Origin of the sequence: Leptospira noguchii serovar Panama str. CZ214 (assembly GCF_000306255.2) — a bacterium.
GTDB classification, from domain to species: Bacteria; Spirochaetota; Leptospiria; order Leptospirales; family Leptospiraceae; genus Leptospira; species Leptospira noguchii.
On record NZ_AKWY02000021.1, the window covers coordinates 409955 to 428167 of the forward strand.

Here is an 18213-nt window from a genome sequence, read left to right on the forward strand (position 1 = left end):
AAGTCCTTGGATCGTTGTACCATAATGTAATTTTTGGAAAACTCAGGATTATTAATCGTAAAAAAGGAAGGGTGAATTCGATAGAATTACTTAGACAAAACGTTCCAATTTAGGCAATTACAACCACTCTCTCAAACTTCTTTGAAGGGTTAATTCAATAATTAGAATCTTTTGACACAAAAACAAAAATTTTGCGATAAGACCAGTCGTCCAAATTTGTTTTACGATTTTGCAGTAAAACTTCCAAATGTAGAACACATACAAATCCAGTCACAGAAAATAAATCTTTAAAAATCTGTAATATGACTTAATTTTTGGAAACCATTACAAATCGTGATTTTACAATAAAATTCAGAAAATAGCTCAATCAACAAAAGCTATCTGGTAATCCAGTAATACATTCGTATTTTCCAATATACTCAAATTCGTCTGTTAAAATTCTACATTCACAATCAAATCGATATTGATAGGATAAATAGTTGGATTTGTGCGTGTGCTTTTCGAATTTTTTACTATTTTTAGATTCAATAAGGATTTGAATAATTTTCACTTTTAAAAATGCAAGATGAAACGCCGTTCTTGTAAGAGACATACGATCTAATTCTTCCGAAAAAAATATTTCAATTTCTTCTAAAATATTTGGGGTTTGAATGAGATCATCGTTAAAAAAAGATCGCTGTGTTAAAAAATCATATTTTAAAACACCGGTTCTTAGTCGATTCAGCTCGGTATAAGAGTTGATCAATCTCCAACCGCAAAAAATTCTGCAGACGGTAAAAGTTGTATGTTTTAACCTTTTCTTTCTCATAATAAAAATTTTACAAAGTTACTACATTGAAAGTGAAAATCCAATGATTCTAAAACAAATTTCATCATCAATTATAATCACCTAATTATAATTTTGTGTAGTATTTCATTAGAAATTTTAAATAATAGAGTTTTTGAAAAATTCGATAATGGCGTTTAACAAAACTACTTCAATCGTCCATTTCCATAAAATAGAAATGAATAGATAATTAATTTTTTAACAACTCTAATATTAAAAATTGTATGAGTTCCCAGATACTAAAACATCTAACTTCTTGAACTCAAGTCACGTTCTCTCAATACAATCAATTAGAGATGAAGATAAATCTCTCGGAAATACGACAATCTTTCGTGAAAAGGCCTGCACCCACTTTTATTTTTAGGTGGTGTGGTGGGAAGATTAGGAGTTCTTCTATATCAGAAAATTATACTTTTTGCAAGTAAAAAAGCCCACCTTTATTAGAACATTTGAAAAATCTGCATTTTTGATTCAAAACACTTCTTAAACCTGTGAGGTTGGTTATCTCTTCTTATATGTTTTCGCATTCAAACTAAGCAAAACTCTCTCTGTGAATGCGTTTTAAAACGAGTTTTTTAAACATCAGCTAACAGATATTAATTACCTTCGGAAACCCTTTTTAAAACAACAAGATTGTCTCCCCAAAGGCCTTGCCACGAATCTTTTTTCAATTCTCGAAATAAAAAGTAGCCAATAGGAGTTTCCTCCCCTCTTCTTCTCAACTGCAATCCTTCCCCGTCTTCCATAAGATATAACTTGGTTTCTGAACTTTCTTCTAAAAGAATCGCTTCTCTATCGCTGATAAACCGAATTTGTATTGTAGGAACAATAGTAGAAACTCTCCAAGTTCCAGCCATATCGATTTTTGTTTCCAAATTTTTTACGATTAAAATATTAGAATTTTTGAATATAAAAAGATAAATTCCGAAAGCAACTAAAGTTGTTAAGAAAACTCCAAACGTAATTAAAATTATCTGTCTCCGATCGATTCCAGTCTGCATTCTCCGGATTCCTCCTTAAACTTTCTACTAACAAAAGTATCGTTTAACATTCCGTTGGCGCTGATTCTTACTCGGTTACCTTCCACGGCCCCATAACCCTTTAAGTCCGCCGTTTCGTTTTTCCAAAAGATATTTCTATAGTATGACAATGTAGGTAAGAGGTTATGTTCGTATCCAAAATCAAAAGGTTCTCTAAGATTTAAAGGAAGTGATCTTTTATCCTGAAAACGAGATCGATTAAAAATTACGTTATGCGAAACATTTAAAGAATTATGAAGCGCTAAAAAGTCATCTCCGAAAAGACGAATTGTAGTATCCGAAGTAATCGTTTCCGGAATGATCCAAGATCCACAAAAACCGTTTACTGGCTCTTCCCAAGGCATTTCCGCAATTTTAATCTTGAGATCCATATAAGGATTGTCTTGCCCGAATGTGAAATTTGTAAACGCCTCTAAAAACTGATTTCCCTCTCTAAAACCTTTGAGATCTAATCTGGAAAAAAAAGGAACCACTTTACCGCTTAAAGTAACATTTCCTAAATCCTTTTCACTAAAACGAAACGACTTTGCTTTCCATTGAATCGTAAAGGTAGTATATTCCATTAAATATTTGTAAAATGGTGTTCTAGTCCAACGGATTTCCGGAATTAACTTTTCTTGGCGAGTTTTAATATCGGTGCGAATCCAATTCTTCCACAAATGATAAATCGGAAGAAAGTTCTTCACAGAAATCCGGTCCAGATCGAGTTCCCATTTCCAGTCGTTGTAAAGAGGATAATAAAAAGTACCGTTGCCCCGGACGGATTTTTTCCAACCGGTTTTGCCTATAATTTTAGTTAGAATCGGTTCTTGAAACAGGCTTCCTTTTGCGTTAAACTCCAACGTATTTCCAGTTAGAATGTTGACCTTTGCTTCATCTAAACGGAAATCTAAAAAAGGATCTTTCCAATAAAAACCAGAAAGCCTCAAATAGGCCTCACTTTTAATCCAATCCCCGTAATTTCCGGTTTCTTCCCATTTACCTTTTAGCTCAAAACCTCCTTCTAAAATTTCCAGATCTCCCGGAAATTGAAAAATAGATTTTAACTCATGAACGTTTTTCCAATCCGCAAAAACCTCCCAAGTGGAAAGTTTTTTAGGATTCACTTTATACGTTAGACGAAATATATTTTCTTCTTTTGTAAAGATATGAATCTGTTTTTCTCCAATTTCGTCTAACTTTAAATCCATTTCATGAACTAGATCCGCGTCTTTTAAATCTGGAATTTTTAAACCCAAAGGGAGTTCTTGTAAAATTTTACCTGACACATTGGTGAATCGGTTTTTACCTATTATGGAAACTTTTTTTCCATTTAAAAGAATCTCGTATTCACCTGAAATTTTTCCGGAACTAGGAGCTATCTTTCCGAACAACGAATAAATTCCCCGAACCTTCTCGGCTTTTACGTTCTGAAAACGGAAACTACTTTTGGATTCGTCCGAATGAAACTTGGTTTTGAACGTTCCTTGAATATATCTAGAATAAGGAAACGGAAATAAGGAATCACTAACGGAGACGATTACACCTTCGGGCTGTTTGGTGATCACTATATCAATTCCCTTTAATGCGTTTAGGATTTCTTCCCCTCCACGAGAAATTGTTATCGTAGTATTCATCAAACGAATTTCTGGAATATTAATTTTTTGAATATAACCGATCAGTTCTCCCGAAATCTGATCCTCCAAGTCTATATTGATCGAAGAATCCTTAACTACAATTCCTCGAACAAAAGGTTGCCCCTTCCACAAACCTCCAAGTCGAAATCGAATTTTATTGGTTCTAAATAAGATATGGTTGAGAGCAAAGTCTTCTTCAGAAGAAATTCTAAAATCTTCAAATACAACAGCGTTGGGAAAATCATACTCCACAACTCCTAAAGTCACTGCTCTTCCTAATTCCTTGTTGATAAAGTTTCTGGAAAGTTCCTTCACTCCTCTCAAATCCAAAAGATAATTTCGTACATAATATCCAACAGATTCAACTAAGATCATATAGATAGAAATCGTGAGAAAAAAGAAGATGAGTGTAATTTTAGTTTTTCGGTTTTCTTTTAAAAAAAAGAAAATAGACCCGAGATAACGGATGAGATCACCGGAAGCGAATTTGTTTCGAATCCGGACCAATTTAGAATTGTACTGAATTATCTTGGAAGAACCTGAGAAAGTTGCTCTTGGATTTCCTTCAGAACCGGACTTTCCGGAAATTTCTGAAGCCCTTCTTCCAGAACCATCTGACATCTTTTAAATTCCTTAATTCGCATAAAACTATTTGCGACAGTTTCATAAAATAGAATATCTTTTTCGAAATCCTTTTCTCTGGAGGCACGACCTAAAATGCCCAAAGCCAAACCGTATTTTTCTTCTTGATAGAGCGCCTTTGCATACATTTTTTTACGATTTGTAGACTCGTAATTTTTATCTACAGATTCTGACTTTCTAAAATGAACGATCGCGTTCTCGGTATCATTGATTCCTAAATAAGCCGTTCCTAAATAATGATCTAAATGTTCTAGGCTTTTTCCTTCTTTGGAATTTTGAATCTCTTTTAAGACAACGGTTGCTTCTTTATAGGATTCAATTTGAATCAGTAACTTTGCCTTTTCCATCAACAAAGAAGAACGTTTTTTTTCATCCAATTGCGAAAAGGAAAGTTGGGAATCAATCGATTGAATTTTAGAGCGGATCACTAATTCCTGAGAAAGTCCGGAATCCACGGTTTTCTGACTGCTAGTACAGTTAGATATAAATAGAAACGACGTTATTACGGTAATGATTATTGTATTGAATGTCATGCTTACGATCCTGTTTTCAATTTTTCTAGTTCGGCGAAGAAATCTTCCGTCTCTTGCTGTCGAACCTCATCATTGGAAACCCAGTCCATAGTCTCCGGATCAATTTCAGTTAGAAATCGGGAGGTTTGGGTAGCGATTTGCTCCCCAAACTTTCGTCTATTTGCGGCACCTGTCAAGCATAAATGCTTTCTGGCACGGGTCATCGCAACGTACAGTAGACGTCTCTCCTCGTCCACAGAGGACTCTTCTGTTAATACTCTAGCGTTAGGAAGAATTCCTTCTTCCATTCCAGGGACATAAACCGATTCAAATTCCAATCCTTTCGATTGATGAATTGTTAACAATTGTACACGATTATCTTCCTTATCCTCATCGGACGGATTTTCGTCTTCCATAAGTAAATTCAGTCGATTGATAAAATCGAATAACGTTGGTTTTTCGGGAGAATCGTGATTCTCTTCGAAGTAAGACATCATGTTTACTAATTCAGATAAATTGAAAGTACGAGCCTTTGCTACTTTCTCGTCTTTTTCTTCGAGTAAAATTTCTTTTTCGATTCCTACTTCTTGGATAAATTCCCGAAACGCATAATACATCTTAGGCGCCGTGGAAAACTTTTTCTTAGTTTTTTCGATCAAGTTTACAAAATTATAAATTTCTGACTGAATTTTTTTTTGTAAGTTAGAAATAAAATCCGGAGACTCACAAACTCTAAAAAGAATTTCATATAAAGATTCTCCCATTTGAGAAGCCTTCTCGTGAATGAGTGAAATACTTCCTGGTCCTATTCCTCGTTTTGGATAATTTAAAACTCGGAGTAAAGAAGCGTCGTCTTTTGTATTGGCAATCAATCGGATATAAGAAATCATATCTCGAACTTCCTTTCGATCAAAGAAGTTATATCCTCCCACAAGTTTATAAGGTATAGATCTACTTCTAAGTTCTTCTTCGAAGGGCCTGGTTTGAAAATTAGTTCTAAATAATATAGAAATTTGGCTTCCGACCCTTGCGTCTTTAATCATCTCTTCTCGGATACAATCCACTACATAAGCGGCTTCGTCCTTTTCATCCATTCTTTCCAAATAACGGATTTTTCTTCCGCCAGGTATGGAAGAAAAAAGTTCTTTTGATTTTCTAGAAAGATTATTTTTGATAAGCGAATTGGCTCCTTGTATGATCACGGAAGTAGATCTGTAGTTTTCTAAAAGGCGAACTATGTTTGCCTCCGGAAAATCCTTTTCAAAATTTAAAATCAGACTTAGATCCGATCCTCGAAACGCATAAATAGATTGATCGTCGTCTCCTACTACGCATAAATTCCGATTTTCTCCCATTAAAGCCCTTAAAAATATATATTGAGTTTGATTGGTATCTTGAAACTCATCCACCATAAAGTATTGATACTTTTTATGATATTCTTCTCTGACCTCCGAAAATTCTTTTAGTAGTATTCCGGGCAAAAGTATAAGATCGTCGAAGTCGAGAGAATTTTGTTCTTTCAGAGATTTTTGATAACTATCATAAACTAGATTGGCGACCTGATCTGATTCTACAAGAGAGGAGTCCAGATATTCCCTGTATGCCGGTCCTGAATTTTTAATTCGGGATATTTTTCCGAGAACCTCAGATACTTTAGCTTTTTTTAATTCTACTTTATTAGCAATTAATAATGTTGTTAAGAATCCTTCTTGGTCATTCTGATTCATCAATAGGAACGGATGTTTATATCCCAAAAGTCCTATGTGTTTTTTGAGTATGTTTAATCCTAAAGAATGAAACGTGGAAAGTATGATCCCCTTAAGTTTTTGTCTTGGAATCATCTTTCGGACCCGCTCTTCCATTTCTCTCGCGCTTTTATTGGTAAAAGATAAGGCTACTATTTTTCCTGCGGAAACTCCCGCGTTTTCGATCAAATGCGCGATCCGGTTGGAGATTACCCTGGTTTTTCCGGAACCTGCGCCTGCAAAAATTAGAATGGGGCCGTCTACGTGACAAACCGCTTTTTCCTGTTCAGGACTGAGTTTCATAAAACATGTGACATAGTTAAGGAAAGAAAGATTCTGTCAATCATGTACCCAGCTCCGTTTATACTCGACGTTTTCTGTTTCTGAAATCGTATTGTGTCCATCTAACGTCTAAATCGCTGTTATAGGTTTTTACTTTTTGAATTACGAAAGATGATCTCAAAAATTTTACAATTTGTATCTTAAATTCTTTTTGAAACTACTTCTACCGAACTAAAAATCCGATAGAATAAATTCTGTTCTTTTTTTTCGCATAAAATAAGATCTACTTCGGCTCCTTTATCAATGTTTTTGTTACATTTGATCGAATCCACTTTCCATCTCTTAACTTGACAATGTGGACAGGGAAATTCTTATTTAGAATCAGAAGCTTAAATCGTTCCGATCTTTTCAATTTATCTTGGAAAAAAATCCATAAAATCTTTTTTATTATAAAAATTGAATGTATTTAAATCCAACTTATTTCTTTAAATTACAACCGAAACTTAAACTATCTAGTTTCGAAAAAAGGAAAATTTTATGAAACCGTTTCTACCGGAAGAATACAATCCTCATTCTAATCTCTGGTCTAAGATCAATCGAAAAGACTTAGTAAACACTCCTATTTTTAAGTTAGTTTCCTGGAATATAACCTCTCCTGATAAAAAAGTTTCCAAAGACTTTTTTCATTTAGAATCCTTGGATTGGGTCAATATAATTGCACTTACTACAGATAATAAAATCATTCTAGTCGATCAATATAGACACGGAATCCACCGTTTTAGTTTAGAAATTCCGGGCGGGATCGCAGAAAAAAATTCTCTATTAGAATCCGCTCAAGCAGAACTTGTAGAAGAAACTGGTTACGTATCTCAAGATTGGGAATATCTTGGTAAGGTCACTGGAAACCCAGCCATCTTAGACAATTGGTGTCATACCTTTATCGCCAGAAACGCCCGTAGATTACACGAACAAAACTTAGACGACAGCGAACAAATTGAAATTTTTGAAACTCCCATCGAAAATATTCCTAAACTAATAGCCGATCACATTCTTCATCATGGTATGGTAGTTGCAGCTTTCGGAATGTATTTTATCAAAAACCCAATCCGGTATTAATATGACTCAAACTCAAATCAAACACGACCCATTCCAAGCGTTGAGAATCTCCGATTTTCGCTCTTTTCTTTTCGGTAAGTTTATGGTGACCCTTTCTATCAGTATACAAACCACCGTAGTCGGTTGGCAGATGTATCATCTAACTGGAAGTAATCTTCACGTAGGTTTTATCGGTCTAGCAGAGGCGATTCCCTCCATCTCTATGGCATTGTTTTCGGGTCTTATAATCGATTCTTTTCCTAGAAAAAAAATAGTCTCTTCGGCGCTTTGCCTTTTGTCGATCTGCTCCCTATTATTACTTACATTAGTAATTCCTAATATAGTTTGGATTTTGAAAGACTTTGGAGTTTATCCGATTTATGGCGTAATTTTTCTTTCCGGAATTGCAAGAGGTTTTTTAAATCCGGCTACCGCCGCGTTTCAAACCCAGTTAGTAGATAAAGAAACCTTTCCCAACGCGGCCACTTGGAGCGGAATTGCTTGGCAGACTTCTTTGGTTCTTGGTCCTCTTATGGGAGGTATATTGATCGTAATGGGTCTTTACTTTGCTTATTCTGTGGATTTGATTCTGATGAGTTTTGGTCTGATCATGATGTTATTTGTAAAAGGAAGACCGGTTCCACCCAAACCAGAATCGAGTGAATCTATTTGGGAAAGTCTAAGCGGCGGTTGGAAATTTGTTTCCACTCATCAGATCATATTGGGTGCAATTTCTTTGGATTTATTTGCGGTGCTTTTTGGAGGTGCGGTGGCACTACTTCCTTCTTTTACCGAAAAAATTTTAGGGCAGAGTCCTGAGATTTTTGGTATTCTTCGTTCTGCTCAAGGAGTCGGAGCGGTTTTATGTGCTTTCTTTATTGCGGCCAAACCTCCTAAAAAACATTCCGGTTGGATTCTTCTTTCTTGTGTATTTGGTTTTGGAATCTGTATCATTCTTTTCGGATTTTCCGAAGATTATAGAATTTCATTTCTATGTCTTGCCGCTGCGGGCGCCTTTGATATGGTCAGCGTAGTCATTCGTCATACTATCGTTCAAATGTATACTCCGGATCATATGAGAGGTAGAGTCTCCGCGGTGAACCATATTTTTATCGGTTCCTCAAACGAAATCGGAGAATTTGAATCCGGAGTTACCGCAGAGTGGCTCGGAATCAGGCGCTCCATCGTAGTGGGAGGAGCTTTAACACTTTTAACTGTAGGACTTGTAGGAGCAATTGCTCCGCGTCTTAGAAAGATGCAGCTAAAGGATATTCTTTGAGGAATTATTTTTACCGCAGAAGACTTCTATAAAACCTAAAATAGAACTTCTAAAAGTCAAATTTATGCATTAAGTTATAGTATTTAAAATAATTTGAATATTTTTATTTTCGAATATAAAAGAAGGAACAATGGACGCACCCAACATACTTACACAAACGGAAGCCATAGAAAGGGCTGAACAGGTCAAACAAGTCAGTTACGAAATCCATTTAGATCTCAAAGCAGGTTCTTCTACGTATCAGGGAGAAACTAAAATTTCGTTCTTTTATACCGGAAAGGGAAAAGGAAAACTTAAAATAGACTTTGTTACAAAGAAAATCGAAGTGTTTTTGTTAAACGGAAAAGATTTCTCCGATTATACAAAAACAGATTCTTCCTTGGATCTGCCAGTAAATTCTTTAAACGTAGGAAAGAATGAAATTAAAATTCTTTATATAAACGATTACAATCATAGCGGTTCTGGGTTCCATCAATTCCAAGATCCTTCTGACGGTTCCGAATATCTACATACAGACTTTGAACCGTTTGAAGCCCATAGAATGTTTCCTTGTTTTGATCAGCCCGATTTAAAAGCAACGTATGAACTTTCTTTGACAGGTCCTAAAGAATGGAAATACGTTCACAACACTCTTCCAACCAAAGAAAATTTTCAAAAAGAAAAGATCGAGATTCGTTTTCAAAAAACGGCTTTGTTTTCTACGTATTTGTTTGCTTTGATCGCTGGTCCTTATGAAGTCTGGGAAGATCGTTATAAAAATATTCCTCTCAGAATACTATGTAGAAAATCTCTTTCTAAATATATGGACGCGGAAAACATTTTTGCGATCACAAAAGAATCTTTTGAATTTTTAGAATCCTATTTTGACTTTCCTTATCCTTACGGAAAATACGATCAAATTTTTGTTCCAGAATTCAACATGGGAGCAATGGAAAACGTAGGAGCAGTTACTTTTTCGGAACATTATATTTTTAGAAGTCCTAGAATCTATTCCGAATATTTAGGAAGGGCAAATACGATCTATCACGAGATGGTCCATATGTGGTTCGGCAACCTAGTCACAATGAAATGGTGGAACGATCTTTGGTTAAACGAGAGTTTTGCGGATTATCTTTCCTACTACGCGATGTCTCAAGGAAAATTATTTCCTGACGCTCTGGAACATTTTTACGTTCGGAAAGAATGGGCCTACAGGGAAGATCAACTTTCCACAACTCATCCGATAGCGGGAAGCGCAGAAAACACGTTAGACGCAATTAGTAACTTCGATGGAATTTCGTATTCTAAAGGAGCTTCGGTACTCAGGCAGTTAATGTATTACATTGGAAAGGACTCGTTTAGAAATGCGATGCGAAAGTACTTTAAAAAATTCGCAAATTCTAATACGGTTCAAAATGATTTTTTAGACACCATGTCGGAAAGTTCCGGAATCGATATTAGAAATTGGAGTAAAGAATGGCTGGATAAAACCGGAGTAAACACACTTCTTCCAGAACGGAAAGAAGATGGTTTATGGATTCTGCAACTTCCTTCCGAAACAAACGGTCTTTATAGAACACACGCATTGGAAATTACGGTTTTTGCTCTGAAAGAAGATGAGATCGAAAAAAAACACGACGGATCCGCTCTTAGTTCCTTTAAAACAGTATGGAAGGATAAGGTAGTCGTTCAAGGAGAAGAAAGCATACTTCCCTACAATCCAATTGTAAAAACAGATTCTTCCATTCCCAAAAATGCAAAGACTAAAAATTCGCCTACTTCAGATCCAAAAAAATCCGTCGAATCCGAACTCTTGGTTTTGAATACAAATGACTACGCTTATGCGAAAACATATCTCCCAAAAGACGGAATCGGATTACTCAAAACGTCTTTAAATAAACTTAAGGATCGTTTTGCAAGAAGAATCCTCTGGGGTTCTCTGTGGCAGATGACGCGTGATGCTGAAATTTTGCCAAAAGATTTTTTAGAATTAGTTTTTCTTCAAGGAATTTATGAAGTAGACCTTTCTGTTCGAAACAGCCACATTCTTACAAAAGCTTCTTCTATCGTCACCAGTTATCTTAAAAAAGAAAATAGAGAAGAATGGTCTAAAAAACTGAATGATCTTTCTAAAAAATTTCTTTCCGATCCTTCTATACAGGAAGAGGAAAAAATCGTGTGGTATCGAATGTTGGAAGGAACGTCTAGAACCGCCGATCAACTTTCTTATTTAAGAAATCTTTTGGATGGAAAAGTTACAATCCCAGGAATTAAAATAGATCAAGAAAGAAGATGGAACATATTAATTCGACTTTCTGCGTTTGGTGAAAAAGACGCGTTAGCTCTCATTACCAACGAAGAAAAATTAGACACGTCCGATTTAGGAGCTAAAAAAGCATATACTGCTAAAGTTGCATTCCCAGATCCAAAATCCAAAGCCGCTGCCTGGAAAGATTTTACAGACCCAAATACAAAACATTCTACGGATATGCTTCGTTACGGTATGAGAGGATTTTATTGGGATCACCAGGAAGAAATCCTAAAAATTTACGAAGATCTTTATTTCCAGTCCGTGATTGGAATTTACAAGGACAGAGATTCTCATTTTTCATCTGCATTTGGAAATATTTTATTTCCAGGATTAGAACCCAACCAATCTCTTGTTGATAAAACCAATCAGTTTTTAAAGGAGCAAAAAGAAATCCCGGCGTTACTTAAAAAAGATTTAAAACAACACCGTGACGATTTAGTAAGGACTATAAAAATTCTTTCCAAACAGTGATAGTTTTAACTTGAGTAGGCCGTAAGAAAATCAGGGCGAATCCGGCTTGCCACAGACAGCCGGACCGGGCTCTTCGCTCTGGTTAATAAATTGCATACAAAAAACATAATACAATATTTCACCTTAAGTTTCAATTTATTAACCTCGCATCGATCCCTTTCGCGTTATATCGAATTTACATAGTTTTAGGTTTCTCTAGAATTTTGGATTGGTGTCGGAAAAATAAAAGTAGATCTTTTCATTTTGCTGAACTAATTTTGCAGTAGTTCCCACAATTTCAGAATTGAACCGTAAATCTTAATTTTGTGAGAGTTCCCACATTTTCGAAGTTAAACTGTAAAATCTCAATTTTGCAGTAGTTCCCACAAATTTCAGAATTGAACCGTAAATCTTAATTTTGTGAGAGTTCCCACAATTTCGGAGTTTAACTGTAAAATCTTAATTTTGCGGCAGTTCCCACATTTTCAGAGTTTAACTGTAAAATCTTAATTTTGTGAGAGTTCCCACATTTTCAAAGTTTAACTGTGAAATTTCAATTTTGCAGTAGTTCCCACATTTTCAGAGTTAAACTGTAAAATCTTAATTTTGTGAGAGTTCCCACATTTTCAGAGTTTAACTGTGAAATTTCAATTTTGCAGTAGTTCCCACATTTTCGAAGTTAAACTGTAAAATCTCAATTTTGCAGTAGTTCCACATCTAATTTTTTTTACAAAAACAATTCACCATTATAAATAGAATTTTAATACCGAACTCATGTTTTTGAAGAAAATATCAAAAGATAGACTGTATTCCTCCCGAAAAAACGGACTCCTTTATACAGAAAAAATAAGTTTATTTCTAAATTTAAAAGTCACCTTGGAAATAATTTTTTTCCAAGAAGAAAACATGAAGAATAATTGAATCGTTGTAGAAATGCAGTAGTAAGAAAAATGAATTTGCGAGTAGAGGGACTCGAACCCCCACACATTTCTGCACCAGAACCTAAATCTGGCGTGTCTACCAATTTCACCATACTCGCGACGGTCCTTCCAATGTCTGTGAGTCCTCTTTGGAGTCAAGCGCTTTCCCCTAATTTATTCAATTCCAATTTCTAAAAGATATTTCACTTAAAAATACAAAGCTCTACAAACTTAGATTTCAAAGAAATGATAAAACTAAAAATGTAAAACGAACTACTATAACTCTATAAAATCACCTGTCTTGTTGATTTGTTCCAAAGTTTATTTTTAAAAAGATCAAAAATAAAAATTTTTTGAATCGTTTTTTAAAAGACATGTATTTTTCTTTATAAGATTTTTCTAATTATCCAAAATAAATTGTAAAGATTAAGATTCGCTTAAAAGTAATTAGCAATCTATCTAAAATTTATATGATTAATTTACAAGAATGCGATTAAGAAGAGTCAAATCTAATTCAAAAAATAAATGAATTACAAGGTTCCATCCAAGACAAAGTTTTTAAAATCTCACAAACCCGATCTAGAAATTAGATCTTTAAGACTTTATCAATCCTATATATTTATCTTTCGTAAAACTTCAAATCGAGAAGCTTTGAAAAGATCGATATTTTTTCAATGGTACGTTACGTGAGTTATCGTTTCTAAGCGATTTCTATTTTATCGAATCATTCAAGGTTTGTCGTTATATTTACAAAAATACGTTATCTCCAATTCAGGAAATATGATAAAACACAACTTACTTGATTTAGAACAAATCTACATTTTTGAAAACTTTACAGTAAATTAAAATTTACATAAAGTTCCCACAAGCTGCGCCTCATAATTGTATTTTACTGTAAAGTTTAACAATAGATTTATATATTCAATTTATAGAATGTATTAATTTCTACATTTTTTAACTTGAACTCAAATCGTTTATAGCAATTTGCACACTTTTTTACAAAAAAATAATCGGCGTCTAACTTACGTTATATAATTATATTTTATAATATACTACCTAAAATCCTACTTTTAGTGAAAGCATTTATAAAATCTAAAATAAAGTTCTTTCTAATAAATCGTTTTTTTGACGTTTCAACCCGCTCTTTGATAAGAGAAAGAAATCAAAAGCAGAGCTGATGCGATTAGCATTACAATTGTTTCAATCCGCTTCCTCTTTAATAAGAGAAAGAAATAAGATGAGAACGGAAAACCAAAATACTCTTTCAAGTTTCAATCCGCTTCCTCTTTAATAAGAGAAAGAAATTTTCGTCGATTCTTCCGTCGGACGAGGTTTTGTATGTTTCAATCCGCTTCCTCTTTAATAAGAGAAAGAAATGATTAATAACCCCGCCTGTAGAATTTGTCGAAATCTGTTTCAATCCGCTTCCTCTTTAATAAGAGAAAGAAATGAGCTTGTTAACAAAAGCAGGTCCAGACGAAATGTTTCAATCCGCTTCCTCTTTAATAAGAGAAAGAAATAGCGGCCACAAAGATACTAATTTATGCATTAGAAAAAGCTTTATTAGCTTTTATAGACATAATAATTGCGAACCTAAACGTGACATACTATATAAATGCTAAGCAAAACCTCCAAATTGACAAACAGAGATAAATCCTTTGAACGCGAACCGACGGCAATCAATCGGGAAAAACAGGTTCGCAAAAAGTGTTATAACATAAAATGATCGCCTCTTAAAAGTCAAGAATATTGAACGCTTCATTTTTGCAATGGGGAGGGTTTTCTATAAAAATAAACAAAAAATGTTGTTCAACTAAATATGTTCTTTACCGATTGTTTTATTTTAAAATTATATTGATCACAAATATGGCATTTTTATAAAACTCTTATTATACGTTTAGGTATTTTGTATGGCAACTAACTATATACGATTTAAAAAAAAGGACTCAATTCAATGGGGAAAAATCGAAGAAGATAAAATTCTATCTTTGGAATGTGGTAATCTTTCTACGAAAGATTTTTTAGAGTTCCTAAAGAAAAAGAAAAAAGGTCTAAAACAAAAATCGATTTCGACTCGAGAAGTTTCCGTCCTATCTCCGATTACCTCCCCCTGCCAAATTATTTGCCAAGGCGCCAACTACAGACAACATCAGATCGAATCCGGTCTTGATCCGGAAGATAAAACTTATAATTTATTTTTCACAAAATCAGACGCATCACTTTCTCCTCCAATCGGGGAAATCATTCGCCCTACTCACGTCAAACTTCTGGATTATGAAATTGAACTCGGTTTTGTTTTCGGAAAATCTTTTGATTCCACTTTAAAACTAAATTCTAAAGATATTAGAGAATACGTAGCAGCTTTTTTTATGGCAAACGATGTTTCCGCTAGAGACGTTCAACTAACACAAATGCAATGGTACAAAGGTAAATCGTATCGGACCTTTTGCCCGACAGGTCCTTATCTTTCGGTTTTAGATCCGGAAGATTTTGATCTTTTAGATTCTTTGGAATTGACCCTTCTTGTAAACGGCCAGATTAGACAAAAAGATTCCGTTTCCAATTTAGTTTTTAAACCTTCAGAAAGTATTTTAGAATTATCACAATTTTGTAATATATCTCCGGGAGACGTATTACTAACCGGAACTCCTTCTGGATGTGCACTAAGAGCACCTGGAAAACTGATTCAAAAAATTGCAAGTATTTTACCTGAAAAGGTGAAATGGAATCTTTTTATCAAAGGACAAGAAAAAAGAATTCAATACTTACGTCCTGGAGACGTGATCCGCTCCACAATTCGTAGTGCGGATCGTAAAATCGATCTGGGAGAACAAATTCTAAATGTAGTTGAAGCAGATTACAAATAATCATTCTTCTAATAAGGTGAAAAAATATTTTGAATTTGTCTAAAAATTTGATTCTGTAAAATTTGTAAATTCCCGAACGTAATGCAATTTTAGAGGCCCGGCATTTCAATTATAAATTTCTAAAGGATGATTGTTCATATCTTTAGAAGTTTTTTTGGAAAATTTAAATTCTGAAAATGAGCCTATATTAAAAATCTAATATACTATTCATAAATATATAATAAAGTATTCATATTTTTATTTTAACAAAACTTATAATAAAAATTTACGGTTTTAATGTGAGTTCGGCCATAATTCTTTCCTAAAAAGAGTTGAGGTCCGAATCTTGCAGATCAATTCCTAAAATGCTGGAACTACCACAAATTACGATTTTATGAATCATTCGAGTGTGTCGGCTTATTTGTGTTACTGACTTGTAAATTAAGGAGTAAACTCAAAAATCGGAATCTCTTTTTATTGATGAGGCCACAATCAAACTTCTTTATTTAGCGCTGAATAATATGCCCAAAAAATGGACCATGCCAATTCAAGATTAAAAGAAAACTAATGAATCAACTTTCAATTCTTTTCAGAGATCGATTGAAACTATATTTTTTTAACAAAAACTTTATTTGCACAGAATGGCTGATACTACCGAATTTTTCTTTGTACCATTGACACAGATTTTTTTGTAAAATTCAGATCTATGTCAACGGCTTTAGATCAAAGTGCACACCTACCGTCTACACTGGGGCATTGATTTACCGACGCGCTGATTGGATATTCTCCTGTACCTCTTCTATCTTCCCCTTCTCCTGTACAATTTCTGTTAGAGATTACAAAATCAAAAAGATTGTGGTAATACTCCCCTAACTGTATAGTTACAAGATTTGTCAAAGTCCTATCTGTTCCTTCCAGATTACTAATTACCTGAGCCGGATCCGTAGTAGGTGTTAAATATTGGCTATAGACGTCAAGCGATACCGAGGACACTCTCGTTTGAATCACAACTAATCCTTGAGGAGTCCTAAGAATTGGAACACTATGTCCACTGAACGTTCCATCTGGACGCCGTCGTCTCATTGCCACTAACCAAGTGCTTCCAGAAGGAGAATCTATAAGTGATCTAATGTGAGATAACATCTCAGATCTAACGGTAAACTCACGGGAAAGAGTCCAATCGTACAAAGGCATCACAGTCATAGCGGATACGAATGCCAATAGTCTAATCGTACTAGAGTTTGGTCCGTACATCCTAGGTACATTTGCCAACGAGCTATCCAATTCCGGATAACGTTGTCTAAACGAGATAAAAGGATCCGTATTAGGAGCTGTATTAAAGAAGTAACCTCCACTTTGCAGGGGGCCTCTAGAATGATACTCTTGAAGCTCTGCTAACATCTGAAAACTTTGAAGTAAACAAACACCACATATTCCACTACTTTGAGCATCAGGTATAGTTGAAGTTGCAATGTCGTAAAGTCTTCGAATCCAAGCCTCAGTTAATTGAAAATCAGAAGGTAAGGTTCTTTTGATTCTTTTATGTTTAAGGCTTTCTTTATTACCAGCCGGACAATACTGATCTGTTTTTCCAAGATTAGAAGCCGTATAACGTGTCCAATCTAGTAAATCTTTATCAACTACAAACAGAGAAGTGGGACTATTGCTAGTATCCTTTTCTAAATAAGAAAGTTTGGCGGCATAAGCAACTCCCCAATTGGATCCATACCTAGTAACCCTAAGTGCATTACCCTGATAATCTGTGATCATCCCTCCTTCTTCTGTTCCAAGATAGACATTCCAATAAGCAGGATTATACTTACTGATAGGTGCATCACTACACAACGCCCACTTTACCCAATTCCAATCCGAACTACCTACCTGAGAATACATACAATAGAGTGAACCACTTATTGGATCATACTGTGCCAGATGTCCACTTTCAGGATTATAGTAGATAGGTGTAGTGTTTTTATCCGAACCTCCCCAACGAATAAAGTAACGTTCATTTCCATAAGTAGTCTGCAAATCCCAAGCGATGGAAGTCAAAATGCTAATATTTCCTGGAGTGGCCACCGTCTTAATCCAATCATCCATCGAAGGATCTAAGGTATGGTTATATCTATCTCTAGAGTTTTTTGTAATATAGGCATACCAATTCGTATCCTTCAATCGATAACGTCCATCTGCAGTCCAAAAGGAATTCTCTTTTACGATCCATCTTTGTAGAGGATCGTTGATCGTACAAGGTCTGAGATGAACATAGTCCCAGTTTGTTGCTCCTTTAATCACTCCTTCTGGTGCAGTAATACACAACCAAGTGTTTTCAATATAATAAGAAATTCTTTGAAACACGTCGTATCTCGCATTCTTAACGTGCATTTGCCAACACTGTTCAATCTGAATGTAACTTTCACCTCCGCTAAAAGTGGGACCGTAACAAAACTTTCCTCCGTCATGTACAACTACTTGGATCGGCTTATCTTTTGGTGGATCGGTAGGTTTTTGAACGATCGAACCAGGAATTCCATTCGAAGAAATAGAGTTCCCACCATAAGAATAACTAACTCCAATCGAGACTAATAAAACTACTATCAAAACGATACAACGACCCATTCTTATCCTCCTATTTTTTGAAAATTAAAAAATGTGGTCTATAGAAATGAATAT

10 protein-coding genes, 1 tRNA gene, 1 pseudogene and 1 CRISPR repeat array are annotated in these 18213 nt (G+C 34.8%); of the genes and pseudogenes, 5 read left to right on the forward strand and 7 right to left on the reverse strand.

Going from position 1 to position 18213, the window contains the following annotated elements; translation table 11 throughout:
• Nucleotides 1-367: 367 nt before the first annotated feature.
• The 5 genes from LEP1GSC059_RS12150 to LEP1GSC059_RS12170 all read right to left on the reverse strand — a co-directional run bounded on the left by LEP1GSC059_RS12150 (nt 368) and on the right by LEP1GSC059_RS12170 (nt 6684).
• Nucleotides 368-763, reverse strand: coding sequence for a hypothetical protein (locus LEP1GSC059_RS12150; RefSeq protein WP_036057514.1), 396 nt, complete (start codon nt 761-763; stop codon nt 368-370).
• A gap of 659 nt (nt 764-1422) precedes the next feature.
• A complete protein-coding gene (locus tag LEP1GSC059_RS12155) occupies nt 1423-1827 on the reverse strand; it encodes a hypothetical protein (RefSeq protein ID WP_017215870.1) in 405 nt (134 codons plus the stop codon).
• Entirely contained in the window at nt 1797-3989 is a 2193-nt protein-coding gene (locus LEP1GSC059_RS12160; protein WP_020980784.1) for an LIC_12586 family protein, read from the reverse strand. Before LEP1GSC059_RS12160 ends, LEP1GSC059_RS12155 begins: the two co-directional genes overlap by 31 nt.
• 17 nt (nt 3990-4006) lie before the next feature.
• Complete coding sequence (locus LEP1GSC059_RS12165) at nt 4007-4657, reverse strand: tetratricopeptide repeat protein (protein WP_036026815.1); 651 nt, start codon at nt 4655-4657, stop codon at nt 4007-4009.
• Nucleotides 4658-4659: 2 nt separating this feature from the next.
• Entirely contained in the window at nt 4660-6684 is a 2025-nt protein-coding gene (locus tag LEP1GSC059_RS12170; RefSeq protein ID WP_017215872.1) for an ATP-dependent helicase, read from the reverse strand.
• Nucleotides 6685-7200: 516 nt separating this feature from the next.
• Here LEP1GSC059_RS12170 and LEP1GSC059_RS12175 point away from each other — a divergent pair.
• The 3 genes from LEP1GSC059_RS12175 (at nt 7201) to LEP1GSC059_RS12185 (ending at nt 11798) form a co-directional block, all read left to right on the forward strand.
• Entirely contained in the window at nt 7201-7779 is a 579-nt protein-coding gene (locus LEP1GSC059_RS12175; protein ID WP_002152359.1) for an NUDIX hydrolase, read from the forward strand.
• A 1-nt stretch (nt 7780) separates the two neighbouring features.
• Nucleotides 7781-9037, forward strand: a complete 1257-nt coding sequence (locus LEP1GSC059_RS12180) for an MFS transporter (protein ID WP_020980747.1) — start codon at nt 7781-7783, stop codon at nt 9035-9037.
• 130 nt (nt 9038-9167) lie between these two features.
• Complete coding sequence (locus LEP1GSC059_RS12185; RefSeq protein ID WP_017215874.1) at nt 9168-11798, forward strand: M1 family aminopeptidase; 2631 nt, start codon at nt 9168-9170, stop codon at nt 11796-11798.
• 936 nt (nt 11799-12734) lie between these two features.
• Here the strand turns inward: LEP1GSC059_RS12185 and LEP1GSC059_RS12190 are convergent.
• A tRNA-Leu gene (locus LEP1GSC059_RS12190) sits at nt 12735-12816 on the reverse strand.
• A 1078-nt stretch (nt 12817-13894) separates the two neighbouring features.
• Nucleotides 13895-14217: direct repeats of the CRISPR family, unit length 37 nt; unit sequence GTTTCAATCCGCTTCCTCTTTAATAAGAGAAAGAAAT.
• Nucleotides 14218-14607: 390 nt separating this feature from the next.
• Between LEP1GSC059_RS12190 and LEP1GSC059_RS12195 the strand changes: the two genes are divergently transcribed.
• Together LEP1GSC059_RS12195 and LEP1GSC059_RS24240 are read left to right on the forward strand one after the other, a co-directional pair.
• Nucleotides 14608-15564 (forward strand): fumarylacetoacetate hydrolase family protein, encoded by a 957-nt coding sequence (locus tag LEP1GSC059_RS12195; RefSeq protein WP_020980820.1) that lies wholly within the window; start codon nt 14608-14610, stop codon nt 15562-15564.
• A gap of 420 nt (nt 15565-15984) precedes the next feature.
• Nucleotides 15985-16161: pseudogene (locus LEP1GSC059_RS24240) on the forward strand (IS256 family transposase); the annotation flags it as partial.
• Nucleotides 16162-16266: 105 nt separating this feature from the next.
• Here the strand turns inward: LEP1GSC059_RS24240 and LEP1GSC059_RS12200 are convergent.
• On the reverse strand, nt 16267-18159 hold the full coding sequence (locus LEP1GSC059_RS12200; protein WP_017215878.1) for a DUF1561 domain-containing protein: 1893 nt from the start codon (nt 18157-18159) through the stop codon (nt 16267-16269).
• Nucleotides 18160-18213 lie beyond the last annotated feature (54 nt).